The sequence below is a fragment of the Shewanella amazonensis SB2B genome, assembly GCF_000015245.1.
Taxonomy (GTDB): Bacteria; Pseudomonadota; Gammaproteobacteria; order Enterobacterales; family Shewanellaceae; genus Shewanella; species Shewanella amazonensis.
This window is the reverse complement of sequence record NC_008700.1, coordinates 1,999,520-2,016,210: the sequence shown is the minus strand read 5'-3', so window position 1 is coordinate 2,016,210 and position 16,691 is coordinate 1,999,520. Positions and strand designations below refer to the sequence as shown.

Annotated in this window: 18 protein-coding genes and 1 pseudogene; 14 read left to right on the top strand and 5 right to left on the bottom strand. The window is 51.4% G+C overall.

Translation table 11 applies throughout. The features are described 5' to 3' along the window. The first annotated feature begins 2 nt into the window (after window positions 1–2). The 13 genes from ptsP to SAMA_RS08560 all read left to right on the top strand — a co-directional run bounded on the left by ptsP (window position 3) and on the right by SAMA_RS08560 (window position 11,380). Window positions 3–1,706 (top strand): phosphoenolpyruvate--protein phosphotransferase, encoded by a 1,704-nt coding sequence (ptsP, locus tag SAMA_RS08620; RefSeq protein ID WP_011759764.1) that lies wholly within the window; start codon window positions 3–5, stop codon window positions 1,704–1,706. Between the two features lie 71 nt (window positions 1,707–1,777). Further along, on the top strand, window positions 1,778–2,287 hold the full coding sequence (gene crr, locus SAMA_RS08615) for a PTS glucose transporter subunit IIA (RefSeq protein WP_011759763.1): 510 nt from the start codon (window positions 1,778–1,780) through the stop codon (window positions 2,285–2,287). 89 nt (window positions 2,288–2,376) lie between these two features. Beyond that, the gene (locus SAMA_RS08610) at window positions 2,377–2,721 is read left to right on the top strand and encodes an ArsC family reductase (RefSeq protein WP_011759762.1); all 345 of its coding nucleotides are present in this window, start codon (window positions 2,377–2,379) and stop codon (window positions 2,719–2,721) included. After that, a complete protein-coding gene (gene dapE / locus SAMA_RS08605) occupies window positions 2,718–3,866 on the top strand; it encodes a succinyl-diaminopimelate desuccinylase (RefSeq protein ID WP_011759761.1) in 1,149 nt (382 codons plus the stop codon). Before SAMA_RS08610 ends, dapE begins: the two co-directional genes overlap by 4 nt. Continuing rightward, complete coding sequence (locus tag SAMA_RS08600) at window positions 3,857–4,558, top strand: M15 family metallopeptidase (RefSeq protein WP_232280527.1); 702 nt, start codon at window positions 3,857–3,859, stop codon at window positions 4,556–4,558. The genes dapE and SAMA_RS08600 overlap by 10 nt, the downstream gene beginning before the upstream one ends. After that, window positions 4,551–5,378, top strand: a complete 828-nt coding sequence (locus SAMA_RS08595; RefSeq protein ID WP_011759759.1) for an alpha/beta fold hydrolase — start codon at window positions 4,551–4,553, stop codon at window positions 5,376–5,378. Before SAMA_RS08600 ends, SAMA_RS08595 begins: the two co-directional genes overlap by 8 nt. A gap of 137 nt (window positions 5,379–5,515) precedes the next feature. After that, window positions 5,516–6,697 (top strand): porin, encoded by a 1,182-nt coding sequence (locus SAMA_RS08590; RefSeq protein WP_011759758.1) that lies wholly within the window; start codon window positions 5,516–5,518, stop codon window positions 6,695–6,697. Between the two features lie 12 nt (window positions 6,698–6,709). After that, the gene (locus tag SAMA_RS08585) at window positions 6,710–7,123 is read left to right on the top strand and encodes a type 2 periplasmic-binding domain-containing protein (RefSeq protein WP_011759757.1); all 414 of its coding nucleotides are present in this window, start codon (window positions 6,710–6,712) and stop codon (window positions 7,121–7,123) included. Window positions 7,124–7,281: 158 nt separating this feature from the next. Continuing rightward, window positions 7,282–7,893: a carbonate dehydratase gene (gene can, locus SAMA_RS08580; RefSeq protein ID WP_011759756.1), complete on the top strand. Its 612-nt coding sequence runs from the start codon at window positions 7,282–7,284 to the stop codon at window positions 7,891–7,893. A gap of 150 nt (window positions 7,894–8,043) precedes the next feature. Then, entirely contained in the window at window positions 8,044–9,231 is a 1,188-nt protein-coding gene (kdnA, locus tag SAMA_RS08575) for an 8-amino-3,8-dideoxy-alpha-D-manno-octulosonate transaminase KdnA (RefSeq protein ID WP_011759755.1), read from the top strand. 19 nt (window positions 9,232–9,250) lie between these two features. Continuing rightward, a complete protein-coding gene (kdnB, locus tag SAMA_RS08570; protein WP_011759754.1) occupies window positions 9,251–10,321 on the top strand; it encodes a 3-deoxy-alpha-D-manno-octulosonate 8-oxidase KdnB in 1,071 nt (356 codons plus the stop codon). Window positions 10,322–10,376: 55 nt separating this feature from the next. Further along, complete coding sequence (gene kdsB, locus SAMA_RS08565; protein WP_011759753.1) at window positions 10,377–11,114, top strand: 8-amino-3,8-dideoxy-manno-octulosonate cytidylyltransferase KdsB; 738 nt, start codon at window positions 10,377–10,379, stop codon at window positions 11,112–11,114. Window positions 11,115–11,128: 14 nt separating this feature from the next. Then, window positions 11,129–11,380, top strand: a complete 252-nt coding sequence (locus tag SAMA_RS08560; protein ID WP_041410286.1) for a DUF2897 family protein — start codon at window positions 11,129–11,131, stop codon at window positions 11,378–11,380. A gap of 156 nt (window positions 11,381–11,536) precedes the next feature. Here SAMA_RS08560 and SAMA_RS08555 read toward each other — a convergent pair whose 3' ends face one another. The 5 genes from SAMA_RS08555 to SAMA_RS08535 all read right to left on the bottom strand — a co-directional run bounded on the left by SAMA_RS08555 (window position 11,537) and on the right by SAMA_RS08535 (window position 15,067). Continuing rightward, window positions 11,537–11,959 (bottom strand): GNAT family N-acetyltransferase, encoded by a 423-nt coding sequence (locus SAMA_RS08555; protein WP_011759751.1) that lies wholly within the window; start codon window positions 11,957–11,959, stop codon window positions 11,537–11,539. Between the two features lie 129 nt (window positions 11,960–12,088). Continuing rightward, window positions 12,089–12,262 (bottom strand): hypothetical protein, encoded by a 174-nt coding sequence (locus SAMA_RS19755; protein WP_232280526.1) that lies wholly within the window; start codon window positions 12,260–12,262, stop codon window positions 12,089–12,091. 325 nt (window positions 12,263–12,587) lie between these two features. Continuing rightward, window positions 12,588–13,877 carry an SEC-C metal-binding domain-containing protein gene (locus tag SAMA_RS08545; RefSeq protein ID WP_011759750.1) on the bottom strand — a complete coding sequence of 430 codons (1,290 nt, stop codon included), beginning with the start codon at window positions 13,875–13,877 and terminating at the stop codon, window positions 12,588–12,590. Window positions 13,878–13,970: 93 nt separating this feature from the next. Beyond that, a complete protein-coding gene (locus SAMA_RS08540; protein WP_041409752.1) occupies window positions 13,971–14,549 on the bottom strand; it encodes a hypothetical protein in 579 nt (192 codons plus the stop codon). Between the two features lie 113 nt (window positions 14,550–14,662). Next, entirely contained in the window at window positions 14,663–15,067 is a 405-nt protein-coding gene (locus SAMA_RS08535) for a hypothetical protein (protein WP_011759749.1), read from the bottom strand. A gap of 402 nt (window positions 15,068–15,469) precedes the next feature. On the opposite strand from SAMA_RS08535, the pseudogene SAMA_RS19385 reads away from it, so the two are divergent. Continuing rightward, window positions 15,470–16,502, top strand: a pseudogene (locus SAMA_RS19385) (integron integrase). Window positions 16,503–16,691: the final 189 nt, after the last annotated feature.

Below are 16,691 nucleotides of genomic sequence, written 5' to 3'. Positions count from 1 at the left end.
TGATGCAGGTTAACGGAATAGCCATCAAACCCGGTGTCACCTTCGGTGAAGCGCTCCACTTCAATACCGGACACAAGCCGCTTGACTACCGCATCCTGCCCATCAAGCGCATTCCCCAGCAGCTCAGTCGCCTCGATGGTGGATTGGCCAGACTGAAGCAACAGCTGAGCGCCAGCCTGCAGGCGCTGGATAGCCAGAGCGATGCCTATGCACTGGTGGAAGCCGACCTCCTGTATCTGGACGACCCGGATCTTCGCGCTCACATTGCCGACACCATCACCCAACTGCAATTTTCGGCCTGCGTCTCTATCGAACGTGTTTTTGCGCATCAGGCGAGTGAACTGGAAGCACTGGACGACCCTTACCTGGCCCAGCGTGCAGAAGATGTCCGAAGCCTGGGCAAACGCCTCATTCAGGCCGTATTCGGGCACCCCGGGCAAGAGCCCGGCAAGCTCAAGGTGCCCACCATACTGCTGGCGGACGATATCAGCCCGGCTGAGTTTGCCGTACTGCCGCTGGAAAACGTCGCCGGTATCGTGCTCAAGTCCGGCGGTTTAACCAGCCACACGGCCATTCTGGCAAGGGCCGCGGGCATTCCGGCACTGCTAAGCTGCCCATACAGCGAGCTGGGAATAAACAACGGTGACCAGCTGGCTATCGACGGTGATGCCGGCGCGCTCTATCGTAACCCTGAAGGTGGAACACTCGAACTGCTGCGCCAGCATGAAGCATCTGCCCGATTAGCGCGGGAGCAGCTCGACCAGTATCGCGACAAACCCGCCATGACCCAGGATGGCCATGAGATAAGTCTGCTCGCCAACGTCGGCAACCTGAATGATGTACTCAAGGTGTCAGGCCTTGGCGCCGACGGCATAGGGCTGCTTCGCACCGAGTTTATGTTGATGCACTCGGCCACCCTCCCCGATGAGCGTGCCCAGTACCAGCTCTACTCTGATGCCATTCATGCGCTGGAAGGACGGGTATTGACCATACGTACCCTGGATATTGGTGCAGACAAAGAGTTGCCCTGCCTGTGTCAGGTTAAAGAAGAAAATCCTGCGCTGGGTCTCAGGGGGATTCGCTATACACTCGCCAATCCGCAACTCCTCAAAACCCAGTTAAGGGCCGTGCTGAGAGCCGCCAATCACGGCCATGTGCGATTGATGTTTCCCATGGTTAATCAGGTGGAAGAGCTGGACGCCGTGCTGGCTCTGCTGGAAACCTGTCGCCGTGAACTGGACGATGAAGAAAAAGGGTTTGGCGATATCAGCCTCGGCATAGTGGTGGAAACCCCGGCAGCCGTGCTCAATCTGCCAGCCATGTTACCCATGCTGGACTTTGTCAGCATAGGCACCAACGACCTCACCCAATATGCCATGGCTGCCGACAGGGGCAACCCTTGCCTTGCCAGGGACTATCCGGCGCTCTCGCCCGCCGTGCTCAGACTAATCAGCATGACGCTGCAAAGTGCCCGCAGTCAGGATGTGAAGGTATCGCTGTGCGGTGAAATGGGCAGCGATCCGCGCCTCGTACCGCTGTTAATTGGCCTTGGCTTTGATGAGCTCAGCGTCAATGTGGGAGCCATGCTCGAAGTCAAAGCCGCGATTTGCCGTCAGGAGTTTGACCGCTGCACCCAGCTTGCCGGACGCGCCCTGATGGCTGACAGATTATCCGAGCTCGATGCCTGTATAAGTAGCTATAAATAAGCTAAATGTTTCAGTATGATGTATTTTTCGCTGACGCCAAGATCAGCCTATAAACCAAGGGGTACGCAGTCATGGGATTTTTCAGCCGAATTCGGCGACTGATTTCCGGGGCGCCAACCATTGAAGGTGGCATTGCCATACTCGCGCCGGTTTCCGGCGAGATTTATCCCATAGAGAAGGTGCCCGACGTGGTGTTTGCCGAGAAAATCGTCGGTGACGGCATAGCCATTGCCCCAGAGGGAGACACCATCTACGCCCCCATTGACGGCACCATAGGCAAAATTTTCGAGACCAACCATGCCTTCAGTATCGAGTCCCCCCAGGGGCTGGAGTTGTTTGTACACTTTGGTGTGGGCACGGTGGAACTCAGGGGCAACGGCTTTAAACGTCTCGCCGAAGAAGGCCAGCAGGTGAAGGCTGGCGATCCCATACTGGCGTTCGATTTGGAATACCTTCGCGAACACGCCGATAGCCTGCTTACCCCCGTGGTGCTGGCGAACATGGAAGACATCAAGTACCTGGAGAAATCCCAGGGCCGGGTCGAAGCCGGCAAAGACGTGATATTTACCGTCGAAATCTGAAATTCATTCACAGGGGTCGCGAGGCACTTGAGGGGCGTAATCCCCCATGCCACAATGCGGCCCTTTCCTTTTGCAGATGGAGCGCCCCAGTGACACTCTTTGGCATTAAAAATTGCGACACCGTGAAAAAGGCCCGCAAGTGGCTGGAAGCCAATGGCCATAACGTCCCTTTCCATGATTTTCGTGTTGACGGTCTACCGGCCGAGCAGCTGAATGACTGGGTTGCACGCATTGGATTTGAGCCGCTGCTCAATAAAAAATCCACCAGTTTTCGCGCACTGACTGACGAGCAAAAGCAGGACATAGACACAGCCAAGGCCATTGCGCTGATGCTGGAGTACCCCACACTCATCAAGAGGCCGGTGCTGGTAAAAGGCGACACCGTGTACACAGGCTTTAACGACAAGCTGTACAGCGAGGTATTTGGCCAATGAGTAGCCCAGAAACCCACAGTGATGTGATTGAACTGACGCGCGAGCTCATTTCACGCCCGTCTGTCACCCCGCTTGATGAAGGCTGTCAGGACCTGATGGCCAAACGTCTCGCCGCCATTGGCTTTACCATCGAGCCCATGGTATTTGAAGACACCACCAACCTCTGGGCCCGCCGTGGCACTGAGGGTCCGGTATTCTGTTTTGCAGGCCACACTGATGTGGTGCCGGTTGGCGATCTGAATCGGTGGCACACCCCGCCATTCGATCCTGTGGTGATTGACGGTTATATCCACGGCCGCGGCGCCGCCGACATGAAAGGCTCACTCGCCGCCATGGTGGTGGCCGCTGAGCGATTTGTGGCCGAGCACCCGGACCATCAGGGCTCCATCGCCTTTCTTATCACCTCCGATGAAGAAGGCCCCTTTATTAATGGCACTGTGCGTGTTGTTGAAACGCTTGAAGCACGCCATGAAAAGATAACCTGGGCCTTGGTGGGCGAGCCTTCCAGCACCCATCTTCTCGGGGATGTGGTGAAAAACGGCCGTCGGGGCAGCCTTACTGGCAACCTCACAGTCAAAGGTATTCAGGGCCATGTGGCCTACCCCCATTTGGCCGATAACCCAATCCACAGGGCGGCACCGGCCCTGGCAGAGTTATCCCGTATCGAGTGGGACAAGGGCAATGAATTCTTCCCGCCCACCAGTTTTCAGATTGCCAACATCAACGGCGGCACGGGCGCATCCAATGTGATCCCGGGTGAACTCAAGGTGATGTTCAACTTCCGTTACTCCACCGAAGTGACCGCTGAGACCCTGATTGCCCGCGTACTGGGTATTCTCGATGCCCATGGGCTCGATTACGACATCGACTGGGTGTTTAACGGCCTGCCTTTCCTCACCGGAGAAGGCCCACTGCTGGATGCCACCCGGGAAGCAATTTTCGAGGTAACAGGTACCCACACCGACCCGCAAACCACCGGCGGCACCTCCGATGGCCGCTTTATCGCGCCCACCGGTGCTCAGGTGATTGAGCTCGGTCCGGTCAATGCCACCATTCACAAGGTGAACGAGTGCGTGAAGGCAAGCGATCTTGAGCTGCTCACCGGCTGCTACCAGCGCATTCTGGAAAAGCTGCTGTGCAACTGAGCTGGATTTACGGTGCCGCCGAGCCACCGCTCGTGAGCCATGACGGGGTGATGATGCACCCCGCCGCCGCAAAGGCCTTTGCGGCCATGCAGCATCAGGCTGCCAAGGCGGGCATTAAGCTTGCCGTGACCTCAGGTTATCGCTCCTTCGAGCGCCAACTGGCTATCTGGAATGCCAAGGCTACGGGCAAACGCCCGCTGCTGGATGCAAAAGGCCAGCCCCTTGATGGGAGCTCGCTGGATGCTGATAAGCTAATAGACACCATACTGCTGTGGTCAGCGCTGCCGGGGTGCTCACGTCACCACTGGGGAACAGATCTGGATGTGTTTGACGCCGCCCGGATAGAAAAGGATGCGCTCAAACTGGAGGCCTGGGAATATGCCAAAGATGGCCCCTGCCACGCCCTCGCGAACTGGCTCATTGAGAGTGGTGAAGCGTTTGGCTTCTTCCTGCCCTATCAGGCCGGCAAAAGTGGCGTCAGCCCCGAACCCTGGCATATCAGCTTTGCCCCGGCTGCCCAATTTGCCATCAATCAGTTTGATACCAATCTGCTTAGGTCCGTGATTGCTGCCAGTGATATGGCGCTTAAAGATACAGTGCTGTTGCGACTGGACACCTTGGTAGAGCGTTATGTGAGACACTTTGCCGCGCCCTCTTTTACCTTTGACGAGTTGGATTTACGTCATGAATGATTTTGAACAATATCGCAAAACCTTCACTCTGCCGGACACTGTCTTAAGTTATCTCGACATGGGCACAGGGCCTGTTCTGCTGCTCGGTCACAGCTATCTGTGGGACAGTATGATGTGGCAGGAGCAGCTGGCGCTGCTGGCCAAAGATTTCAGGGTTATCGCGGTAGACCTGCATGGCCACGGTCAATCGGGTCCTGTGCCGGCAAGGCTTAATAGCCTCACCGGGGTTGCCCAAGACATGCTGGCGCTGATGGACAGCATCAATGTCGACACCTTCTCCATTGTTGGCCTCAGTGTAGGCGCCATGTGGGGGGCCGAATTGGTGCTGCTTGCCCCATCGCGTGTTCAGGCGTTTGTCATGATGGACAGCTTTATCGGCTTTGAACCTGAAATCACCCGAGCCAAGTACTTTGGCATGCTGGATGTCATCAAGGCCACCGGCAGCATTCCGGCGCCCATGATAGATGCCATAGTGCCGTTGTTTTTCTCAAACAATCCGGATGCGCGCCATACCGCCGATTTTGCCGCGCACCTTGCCACTCTCAAAGGTGAGTGTATCGCCGACATCGAACGCATGGGCCGCCTGGTGTTTGGTCGCCGCGATACCCTGGATGATGTTGAGCAGTTGACCCTTCCTGTACTGGTGATGGTGGGCGTTGAAGACAAGGCCCGCAGTGTACTGGAAAGCTACCTGATGCATGAAGCCATTGATGGCAGCACCCTGGTGCATATTCCGGCTGCCGGGCACATTTCCTGCCTTGAAAATCCTCAGTTTGTTAATGAAAAACTGCTGAGCTTTTTAACGGCTCAGCTGAAGTGATTTTCTCTTTGGATTGATCTTCAGCAAACCTGCTGATAAATCAGGGCCTTCGGGGCCCTTTTTTGTTACAAATTCGTGAATTCCCAAACTTTTCTACTAGCTTTAATACTGTCTTTCCCTCATAAGGACCCTAAGTCATGAGAATAAGTACAGTCGCAGCGACCATTGCTGCCCTGATGGCGACCCCGGCCGCATGGGCAGAGATTCAAATCAATGGATTTGCCTCCATCGTTGCCGGCAGCAGCCTGGACGATGACGAATCCCTCTTCGGCTATGACAGTGAAATCGACTTCAACCAAAATACCAAGTTTGCCGTTCAGGTGGCGGCCGACCTGGGTGGCGGCCTGCGCGCCACGGCGCAGTTGTTGTCCCGGGGCCGGGATGACTATGATGTCGAATTTGAATGGGCCTACCTGTCCTACGACATCACAGACAACTTGATGTTAATGGCAGGCAGACAACGCTTTAACCTTTACAAATATTCGGACTACATCGATGTGGGCTTTGCCTACCACTGGATAATGCCGCCGCAGGGGGTGTACTCGCTGCCTTTCAGCAGCGGTGAAGGCATCGGCCTTGTGTACTCTACCCTCTGGGGTGACACAGACGTAGGTGTTACCTATAAGTACATCACGTCCTCCAAAGAGGATTTTGTGCCGTCCGGAACCGACATCACTCCGGCCCCCTTTTCTGCCAAGGGGCACATACTTAACCTCAATTTCACCACCGGAGACTTCGAATACGGCCTGAATCTGGGGTATGTGTCAGATCTCACCTACGAGTACCCCGATTTACTTGCCTTGGCTGCGGCAGTGGAATCAACCGGCCTGTTCCCGGAGCAGACCGTAAACGACATATTGCCCATCGATGACTCCGCCACCATCATTGGCGTTCATGGTAAGTACGATCCCGGAAACTGGTTTATTCTCGCCGAGTACACCCGCCTCGACCTGGACCCCAGCGCCTTCGCCCTGCAGGATTCCGCCTTTGTGTCCGGTGGCATTCGCTTTGGTGCCGTTACGCTGCACGCCACCTACGGCTGGGATGAAAACAAACCCCAGTACGAAGCGCTGGATGCCATGCTGCCCGTGTATAACGCCCTGCCGCCTGCGGCGCAGCCCCAAGTAGCCCCTCTGATTGGTCTGACCCAAATGGCGCTGGAAACCCAGCAGCAGGATAGCTACTACTACACCCTCGGCATGCGATGGGATTTTCACAGCTCAGCGGCATTCAAGGTGGAATACACCGACTTTACCAATGATAAAGGCCCGGCCACCGATGGGCAGGTACTGTTAATGGGCGTAGACCTGGTCTTTTAAGGAGGCTCTATCATGAAAATACTCTCTGCATTATGCGCCTGTGCCAGCCTGATGTTGTCCGTTAGTGCCATGGCTGAGGTCGTGGTTGTGGTGCATCCCAGCAACGGCGTGACCATGGATTCTGGGGATATTTCCCGCATTTATCTTGGTAAGCTCAAATCCTTTCCCGGCGGCGGTCCCGTTGTCCCTCTGGATTTAAAGGAAGGCAGCAGCACCAGAGCCGCCTTTGTGGACAAGGTGCTTGGCAAATCAGAAAGCCAGCTCAAAGCCTATTGGTCCAAACTGGTGTTTTCCGGTCAGGGCCAGCCGCCAAAATCGGTCGATGATGCCGAAATGCTGAGTCTGGTGGCGTCCAATCCCAACATGATTGGCTTCGTGGATGCCGCCAACGTGAACGACACGGTGAAGGTAATCGCCCGCTTCTGAGGCAATTAAGTGACTGAAAAACAGGCGCCAAATGGGGCCTGTTTTTGTTGGATTATCAGTATTTTCGTTTGGATCACAGCTTTTTAAGATGGATTGACCAGCCACGGGAAAATTTCCTGATACACTAGCGCCGAATTTCGCCAAATTACGACGACAAGATGAAACTACTCAAACCCTTGTTCGACAATAACCGTCGATGGGCACAGCGCATCCTGCAGGAAAACCCGGGCTTTTTCGAAACCCTGGCCAAGCAGCAAAACCCCGAATACCTGTGGATTGGTTGCTCCGATAGCCGAGTTCCCTCCAATCAAATCATTGACTTGCTGCCCGGAGAGGTCTTTGTTCACCGTAATATCGCCAACATGGTGATCCACACCGACCTCAACTGTCTGTCGGTGCTTCAGTACGCAGTGGACGTGCTGCAGGTGAAACACATCATGGTGGTGGGCCATTACGGCTGCGGCGGCGTCCGTGCCGCCATGGGCAGCGCTCGCCTTGGCCTTATCGACAACTGGCTGGGTCATCTTCGTGATATACATCGCCTGCACAACGATGAGCTGACAAACCTTGACGATCAGGCACGCTTTGACCGCCTGTGCGAGCTCAATGTGATTGAGCAGGTGGCCAATGTCAGCGAATCAAACATAGTCCAGGAAGCCTGGGCCCGCGGTCAGGAAGTCGCCATCCACGGTTGGATATATGGCATCACCAACGGACTGCTCACCGACCTGGATGTTACCGTCGACCGGGAGACCTTTCTTGGCCAATAAGGCTGAGTAAATCCACAGGCAGCCAGCGCGCTGCCTTTTTTGTTTTTTTTCGCCCTCCCCATCGCTATCACCTTGCCAACACAGGTATAATCTTCAGGTTTTTTCATTGCGCCAAAGGCGCCATGTGTAGAATTTAGGAGAATCACTTCCATGCCCGGTTTTGAAATTTTTGGTCCTGAAGAAAAGCAGGAAGTCGCAGATGTTATGGAGCACGGCTTTACCTTCCGTTACAACTTCGATGGCATGCGCAATGACCGTTGGAAAAGCCGCGACTTTGAAGCGCTCTTATGTGAGAAGCTGAATGTCAAACACGCTCACCTGCTCTCCAGCGGTACCAGTGCCCTCACTACCGCGCTGATGGCAGCCGGCATTGGTGCCGGTGATGAAGTGATTGTGCCCCCCTTTACCTTCGTGGCCTCGGTTGAAGCCATTATGATGGCGGGTGCGGTGCCTGTATTTGCCGAAATCGACGAGACCCTGTGTCTGTCACCGGAAGGCATTCGTGCTGCCATCACCCCACGTACCAAGGCCGTTAACTTTGTGCACATGTGTGGCTCCATGGGCCACATGGCTGAAATCAAAGCCATCTGTGATGAGCATGGCATTATTCTGATGGAAGATGCCTGTCAGGCCATCGGCGGCAGCTATCAGGGCCAGGCACTGGGTACCATTGGTCAGGTAGGTTGTTATTCTTTCGACTCAGTGAAAACCATTTCCTGTGGTGAAGGTGGCGCCGTAGTGACCAACGACGAAACCATCTACAACCACAGCCACATGTTCTCTGATCACGGCCACGACCATATCGGTAACGACCGCGGCGCCGAGAAGCACCCCATCATGGGCATGAACTTCCGCATCAGCGAAATGAATGCCGCACTGGGCCTGGCACAGCTGCGCAAACTCGACACCATCCTCGACATTCAGCGTAAAAACAAAAAGCTGATTAAAGATGCCATGGCCGAGATTGCCGAAGTCAGCTTCCGCGTGATTCCAGACCCAGAGGGCGACAACGCAGGCTTCCTGTCATTTATGCTGCCCACCGAAGCACGCGCCCAGGAAATCAGCAAGGCCCTCGCGGCCAACGGTGTTGATGGCTGCTTCTACTGGTATGTGAACAACTGGCACTACCTGAAGAACTGGGACCACATCCACAACCTGAGTGCCCCGGCTGCCCTGCCCATCACTCTGGTGGCCGACAAGCCTGACTACACCCAGATTTCTGTACCCAAATCTGACGCTATCATGAGCCGTACTATTTCCATGCTCATCAAGCTCAGCTGGACTGAAGAACAGATCCAGGAACGTATTGCCAACATCAAGAAGGCCTTTGCCCAATAATAGACGGGAGTCTTTTGCAATGAAGTTCAGAAATTTCAAAGCTGTACCTAAGATGATCTTCGGTCGCGGCGCATTCAACCAGCTCGACGAAGTACTGGCCGCCGAGCGCAAGAACGATGACGATTTCGTGGTATTTCTGGTGGACGACGTGCACCAGGGCAAACCACTGGAAAGCCGTATTCCGGTCAAGCCACAAGACAAGCTGATTTGGGTAAACGTGGACGATGAGCCTTCAACCGAACAGGTTGATGCCCTCACCGAGGAAGTACAGGCCTTCAACAGCAAGCTGCCCGTCAGCGTAGTGGGTCTGGGTGGCGGTTCTACCATGGATTTGGCCAAGGCCGTATCCCTGATGCTGACCAACCCAGGTGGCTCTGCCATGTACCAGGGCTGGGATCTGATTAAGGTGGCTGCCGTTCATCACATTGGTATTCCTACCATTTCCGGTACCGGTGCCGAAGCCTCACGTACTGCGGTACTGTGCGGCCCTGAGCGCAAGCTGGGTCTTAACTCAGACTTCACCGTATTCGACCAGATCATCATGGATCCCGAGCTGATTGCCGGTGTACCTGTTGATCAGTGGTTCTACACAGGGATGGATTGCTACATCCACTGCATCGAGTCGCTGGAAGGCACTTACCTGAACGAATATTCCAAGGCCTTCGGTGAAAAATCACTGGAGCTGTGCCGTCAAGTGTACCTGGATGACCACCCAGAAAAAGACGACAAGCTGATGATGGCCTCATACATGGGCGGCATGTCCATCGCGTACAGCCAGGTGGGTGCCTGTCACGCCCTGTCTTATGGCCTGGGTTACGTGCTGGGCTACCACCACGGTATCGGCAACTGTATCGCCTTTAACGTGCTGGAAGAGTTCTACCCAGAGGGTGTGGCCGAATTCCGCACCATGATGGAAAAACACAATATCACCCTGCCAAAAGACATCTGCAAAGATTTGCCAGATGAAACCATTGCTCGTATGGTTAAAGTGGCCAAGAGCCTCGGCCCACTGTGGCACAACGTGTACGGCGACGGTTGGGAAGAAAAAGTGACCGACGAGATGCTGACCAAACTGTACCGTCGCATCTAGTCTTGTTTCCGGGCTCCTTCGGGAGCCCGCTTTGTTAGAGTCCAGGAATTTTTTGATGAACGTGACCCTGTTGATCCCTGCCCGCTACGGCTCCAGCCGTTTTCCCGGCAAGCCATTGGCTCCCATCAATGGTAAACCCATGATCCAGCACGTCTATGAACGTGCTGCACTGGCGAAGGGATTAAATGCCATCTACGTGGCCACGGACGATGAACGTATTAAAGATGCCGTTGAATCCTTTGGCGGCAAAGTGGTAATGACAGGTGCCGATGCTGCATCGGGTACCGACCGTATCGAAGACGCCATCACCCAGCTGGGGCTGGCCGACGATGATTTGGTGATTAACCTCCAGGGCGACCAACCCCTGATTGACCCTATCTCCATCGAGCAGATTGTCGAGCTGTTCCGTCGCCATCCCGGCGAGTTTGAAATGGCTACCCTGGGTTACCAGATAAGCGACAAGGCCGAGCTTGACGATCCCAAGCACGTAAAGATGGTGTTCGACAACGACATGTATGCGCTCTACTTCTCCCGCGCCTGCATTCCTTTTGGCCGTGACGTGAGCGAATACCCTGTGTACAAACATTTGGGTGTATATGCCTACACCCGCCGTTTTGTGCACACCTTCAACAGCCTGCCGCTGGGACGCCTGGAAGATCTGGAAAAGCTCGAGCAGCTGCGTGCCCTGGAATACGGTCACAGGATTAAAGTCGCCATCAGCGCCTTCGACTCACCGGAAGTGGACACACCGGAGGATATCCGCCGCTGTGAAAATCGTCTGAAGGTAGACTGATGAACGCCTCCGGCATGTCAAATCTGGAAGTCTGGCTCATCATATTGCTGGTGATTGGGGTCATTTTTTCAAACATCGCCGTACTCAAGTACAGCGCCAAGTTTAAAATGCCTCAGTTTGGCGATCCCAAAAAGCCAGATAACACACCCAAGGTGAAAAGCGACGAAGAAGCAACAGCTGGGACCAGCAATAAGCCCGCAGATGTATCTGACGCCGACACCCCAAAGGCCGATAGCCCTGCACCGACAGACACCAAACAAGGCTAACCGGATATTGCCATGCCAATAAAAAAACGCCCCATTTCAGGGGCGTTTTTCTTTGTCCAGCAACGACCTCTGGTAGTGGTGATATGGCTGAGATTCAACTGTTGTTTGGTCCTGAATGGACAGTGCCGATCTCTGCCTTGAACGCACCATGATTCATCACACAAATTTGCACATGCCCATTCCCAGAACTTGCCCTGTCCTGCGTTGATACCCAAATGCTTGGTAAAAATCCTCTTTGCCATGGGCAGCAAACAACCCAATGGTGGCACCGGGCTGCGCCCTTTGGCGCAGGAATGACTCAATCTCTTCCATCAGCAGCCGACCTATTCCCTGTCGCTGATATTCAGGATCAACCAGCAGGTCCTGAAGATAAAAATACATGGCGCCATCACCCACAATACGGCCGGTACCCACCAGTCTGGCGCCATCATAGGCGCAAACGATGAATAATGAATTTGCCAGACTCTGCTCTACCACATTCACTGCGGGACTGGTCCAGCCAACCCGTTGTCTTAATGCTATCAGGGACGCCGGGGTCGGCGCTGTGGTCATCAGGGTTACACCGTCCATCACCTGCATCTCAACTCTTTTCTTCAATTGTCATTTTTGCCAATGGCGCTGCGCCAATCCTCTTGGATGCCGGTTTCTCATTCGGCGTTGAATATTCGCTCAATACCCGATTTTTGCGCGGCTTCGCAGGCGTCCATGTCAGTGTAACAGTAATAGCAGGGTGATTAGCGCAAACACTATCCAGGAGAAGTGCTTACCCTTGGACCCAATCAAGGCAATCACGTAATGGATCCCAAAGGTAACCGCGATGATCTGGCCAATAAGCGCCCTGTCAACCCCGGGTTGTGCCATCACCAGCACTATACCGGCCAATCCCAATCAAGCGATTGAAGTCAGGTGCCAGGCAAACCTCAGCGTCCTTTTTGTAAAATCATCACTGCCAAAGAGCATGTGTAAATTAACCCGTTTAAATAAGCGGATCAGGATGTATCGCTCACCCAGGTATGAGTGTGCCAATGCCAAAACAACCAGCAAACCCGATGCAAAATAGAGCATGAAGACCACAAACACCTCTGACAAATTGATACTTAACACTGCGAGAAACAAATACACTCTGGGATGCGCTAACGTCGAAGCTGTGGGGCGGCGCAGCGAAGCAAGCCGTCCCGCACGAGCGTATTGTTATACCGGCTTATGTTTAACGACCACAACATTTTTTATACTTTTTTCCGCTCCCGCATGAACATGGTCTATTTCTATCTCTACCTGTCATTTTAGGCTTTTGAATGCGTGGAGATTTAGCCGTTGATCTAATTGCGACTGCCTTGGCGTGTTTTATAAATAATTTTGGTGATTTTCCCGGAAACCACTTACTAAGTAAGAAGCTATCAACAGCCGAACTAATAGCTCCAGTTAATGGGTCTAACAAGCCAGCGCCGGTTGTAACACCAAAACGTAATGTCTTTATGGGTAATTTTTCAATAATACTTGGTTTTCCAATAGAGCTCACATAGCGCTCTACAATTTGCTGCGATGTCTCATTTGGATTTTCCGAACTAAACCAATCTCTAAATACCTGACTATGCTTCGACTCTCTTAAGTCCAACAACTGCTCTGGAGTGAATTCGTTTTTTGAAAACAACTCACCAATGTCAGGAATACCACTTATTTCTTGTATTTTAGAGAACGCATTTTTTCCTTCTAAGTCAAGACCAACGCGCTGCCCTTTGGCCTTAATCAAAGCAAGAGTATTTCCATCTCCTGCAATTTCCTCGACATCTATATCAGTACTAAGCCCCAGGACAAAATTCTCAAATGCAGCGTGAAGTACAGACCATATTTCTGGAGATTCTCCCTTTTCTGGTATTGCATGAGGTGAATATATTCTTACTTGATTTGCATTTATTCCTTTTAATGCGTCAAGACTTCTTCCTTCATTTCTGATTGATAAAAAGTTCCTTAGGTATGGACTTCCTAATATATCTTTATAGGTTTCATCTCTAAAAGAATCCATTTCTATTTTATTACCTACGGGTAATATTTTGTCGATCAACAAATTTTTGAGCACAGATGCCCTGTCTGATGAAGACGGAGGAGTTGTAGTTTTGATGGCTGTATCAATTGCTTCATCAAGAGGGGCGAAGTATGAGTGAAATAGGTTTGGTGTTTTTCCAGAATTAGGATCACTAAAACTCTCGAAAAATCTTAAACCACCCCCGTTCCCAATATACGAGAACCATTTATTGTACCTTGCTAGCACAATAATATTCGACTTTATCAACTCATCAAAAATTGACTCTCCAAAAATATTTCTGAGTACAGGAAGAATCTGCAGATTTCCAGTTGGAATAACTATTTGGTCATAAAGAAGAATATAGTTTGCCAGGTTGCTCCTAAATGCTTGTGATTGGAGCATAGAGTCTGAGACCTTCTCCATATTTTGAAGCACAGGCCAGATACCGAGATCGGTAGCTAGAATTCTTCTCAAAGCAACTTACTCCATGTTTATTAGGTATAACGCCGCAATAAAGGGCGCGCGTTAGCGCGTCCAGCCGAAGGCGACTTTGATTACTTTGTTATGCTATTTTTCATTGATGTGCTTTGCTGCATCTAAGCACCATTTATTGATTGGAGATATTGATTGTTCGAATTTTTGAACCTCATTACCTACCAATTTACATGCATCTAGCTTTGACTGAATATCCTCTTCATCTACCTTGCTCCAATGCTTATCACACTCTCCAGCGAGGCGTTCTAATTCGGCGTATTGATAGGAAGGATTTAAAGGAACATCCTCAAAATACATATGCTTATATAATTCACATTCATATATAAGCTCTCTTGCCTCTTCTGCTAGGGAGTTATCCCTAATCGTTTTGCCTGATTCTCTCTTGATACTCCAAAGGTATCGTTTCGCGGCCCTAGAGTATGCGTGAATCTTGTTATATAGAAATTCTACTTTTTCTCGCTCCAGCTTCTTTTGATCAAGTTTTGAATTAAATTTAAACGCAAGGAAAGCACCAACAAATGTTGCTGTTAGTGTTGATAAAAAGCGGGCTAGAAAATCGTAGTTACCAGGAACAAGCTGTTTATCAATCGCTAGGCATGAGAAATACCAGATCACGAGCGAACCAATACCAACGAAAATACCTGTGACCACTGGATCATAATTATAGTTTTTCAGGGATCACTCCTCGTAGAGCATAACGCCGCCAGCAGCGGCCGAGTGTAACGAGGTCCAGCGACCAACGGGAGCGATGCTGGCTGGCCTTGTTAGTTGGTTTCATCTTCTTCATCGACGGGATAACCAGATAGACTAATCGAAACTCCACATTTAACCGCCAACTCAAGGAACACCAATGACAAATCATATGTAGCAACAAACTGCTTTTCTTCGCCAATACCAAACCCAATATCTATCTCAGCAGTCACGTCATAATCTCTAAAATCAATTCTCTGAGCGGATAAATCCAATAGTTGAGATGACAAAATTTCTATCATGTCACCTGGCGAGCTACCATCAGGAATCGACACCTTAAAACCCGATTCAGCGAAGGTTTTAGTCTTAGATATTGGGTCACCCTTTTTCCACTGGCTATACACTTCAAACTTGTAGTTTTTCCTTAACCTTTCCAAGTCTTCACATTTTCCACAGACCCTAAGTATCGCGATGTTCAATGACTAGAACTCCACTTGCCCAACTAACATTTGTATAGTGCGCTTGCGCATAATCTCCCCGCGTGGCGCGCAGAACGCTTCGGCTCTCGCTAAAAATGCAAAATAGTTTGCATTTTTGCCACTTACGCGGCCGCTAACGCCCTCCGACCACTTGGCAAGAACTCACGCAACACGCTGTTTTTAAATTCGATTTTTAACTTAGCAAAAATCATCTTGGTTGGAAAGTGCGCATGCGCATGATTTGCAATCGATTTGTTTCGCGCACTGCTTTTAACTTTCTGAATTTGTTAATGTTATAAAAAGTGCTTCAGAAATAGTGCGCACATTTTTTACCATTTGGAGTGTCGAATTCGTCTGTTTTGAAATAACACTGTACGTACATACAGTTTTCAGGTTTTTGACATGGCCTATCAAAGTCCGTTTCTGCAGGGCATTCGCGAAGAGATGCGGATGCGTGGTTACAGTATCAGTACAGGAAAGACCTATCTGTATTGGATAAAGGCCTTTATCCGCTTTCATCACAAAAGGCACCCAGTTGAGATGGGACAAGCAGAGGTCGCACAGTTTTTGACCTTTATCGCCAATCAACGCAATGTGGCAATAAACACCCAAAAGACGGCGTTAAACGCGCTGGTCTACCTTTATCATAAGCACTTGCATCAGGAACTTGGCAGCCTTGGTTTTCATTACTCCAGCAAACAGCGATTCCAGCCTGTGGTACTGACCGCTGATGAAGTAAAGCGTATCCTGAATTGTCTGGAAGGACGTAGCCGTCTGATTGTCGAAATACTTTACGGTAGTGGCTTGCGGATCTCCGAATGTCTCAGACTCAGGGTCCAGGACGTCGATCTGGAACATCTGTCTTTAACAGTGCGGGACGGTAAAGGCCGTAAAGATCGCAAAACACTGCTCAGCCAACATTGTGCGACGGCATTGCAATCTTACATAACCTGCGCCACAGCCCTTCAACAGAAAGATAACCTACAAGGCCTTGGGCCATCGCTGCCCTATGCACTTGGGCGCAAATATCCCAACGCGTTTAGAAAATCTATCTGGATGTTTATCTTCCCATCACATGCAATCTGCCATCATCCCATTACCGGGGTGTTATGTCGGCATCATCTTCATCAGAGTGTTGTGCGTAAAGCACTGGCGGTTGCTGTTGCTAAATCAGGGGTCAACAAGCGGGTGACTTGTCACACTTTCCGTCACTCCTTTATAAAATACTTCCCTGTATTTTCACCTTTGGGCCAGCGGAGCTGTTCAAATTCAGTCCGGCTGAATTTGTGCCACCCATTTACTTCAGGCCGGTTATGACATTCGCACTGTGCAGGAATTGCTTGGCCACAATGACGTCAAGACAACTCAAATATACACCCACGTGCTGGGACAACACTATGCCGGAACAGTGAGCCCGCTTGATAGGTTGGCGTAAGTGCATAAATTGACAACAGTAGCTGGGTAATTGGCATGGCTACCGCAGGGCCGAGACTGGGTTTGCGTCGTCCATAACCTGTGATTTCCATATTAATTACAACATCTTTGCAAATAAGTGTGCCGTTACGCAAGCGTTAATGTTGAGTTCGTTGCACTGATTAATATGATAGCCAATTACCCTGTTTCC

What these genes read in the sequence shown, in the direction of transcription:
- ptsP (WP_011759764.1), top strand. Translation starts at nt 3, where the DNA reads ATGCAGGTTAACGGAATAGCCATCAAACCCGGTGTCACCTTCGGTGAA.
- crr (WP_011759763.1), top strand. Translation starts at nt 1,778, where the DNA reads ATGGGATTTTTCAGCCGAATTCGGCGACTGATTTCCGGGGCGCCAACC.
- dapE (WP_011759761.1), top strand. Translation starts at nt 2,718, where the DNA reads ATGAGTAGCCCAGAAACCCACAGTGATGTGATTGAACTGACGCGCGAG.
- SAMA_RS08595 (WP_011759759.1), top strand. Translation starts at nt 4,551, where the DNA reads ATGAATGATTTTGAACAATATCGCAAAACCTTCACTCTGCCGGACACT.
- SAMA_RS08590 (WP_011759758.1), top strand. Translation starts at nt 5,516, where the DNA reads ATGAGAATAAGTACAGTCGCAGCGACCATTGCTGCCCTGATGGCGACC.
- SAMA_RS08585 (WP_011759757.1), top strand. Translation starts at nt 6,710, where the DNA reads ATGAAAATACTCTCTGCATTATGCGCCTGTGCCAGCCTGATGTTGTCC.
- can (WP_011759756.1), top strand. Translation starts at nt 7,282, where the DNA reads ATGAAACTACTCAAACCCTTGTTCGACAATAACCGTCGATGGGCACAG.
- kdnA (WP_011759755.1), top strand. Translation starts at nt 8,044, where the DNA reads ATGCCCGGTTTTGAAATTTTTGGTCCTGAAGAAAAGCAGGAAGTCGCA.
- kdnB (WP_011759754.1), top strand. Translation starts at nt 9,251, where the DNA reads ATGAAGTTCAGAAATTTCAAAGCTGTACCTAAGATGATCTTCGGTCGC.
- kdsB (WP_011759753.1), top strand. Translation starts at nt 10,377, where the DNA reads ATGAACGTGACCCTGTTGATCCCTGCCCGCTACGGCTCCAGCCGTTTT.
- SAMA_RS08560 (WP_041410286.1), top strand. Translation starts at nt 11,129, where the DNA reads ATGTCAAATCTGGAAGTCTGGCTCATCATATTGCTGGTGATTGGGGTC.
- SAMA_RS08555 (WP_011759751.1), bottom strand. Translation starts at nt 11,959, where the DNA reads ATGCAGGTGATGGACGGTGTAACCCTGATGACCACAGCGCCGACCCCG.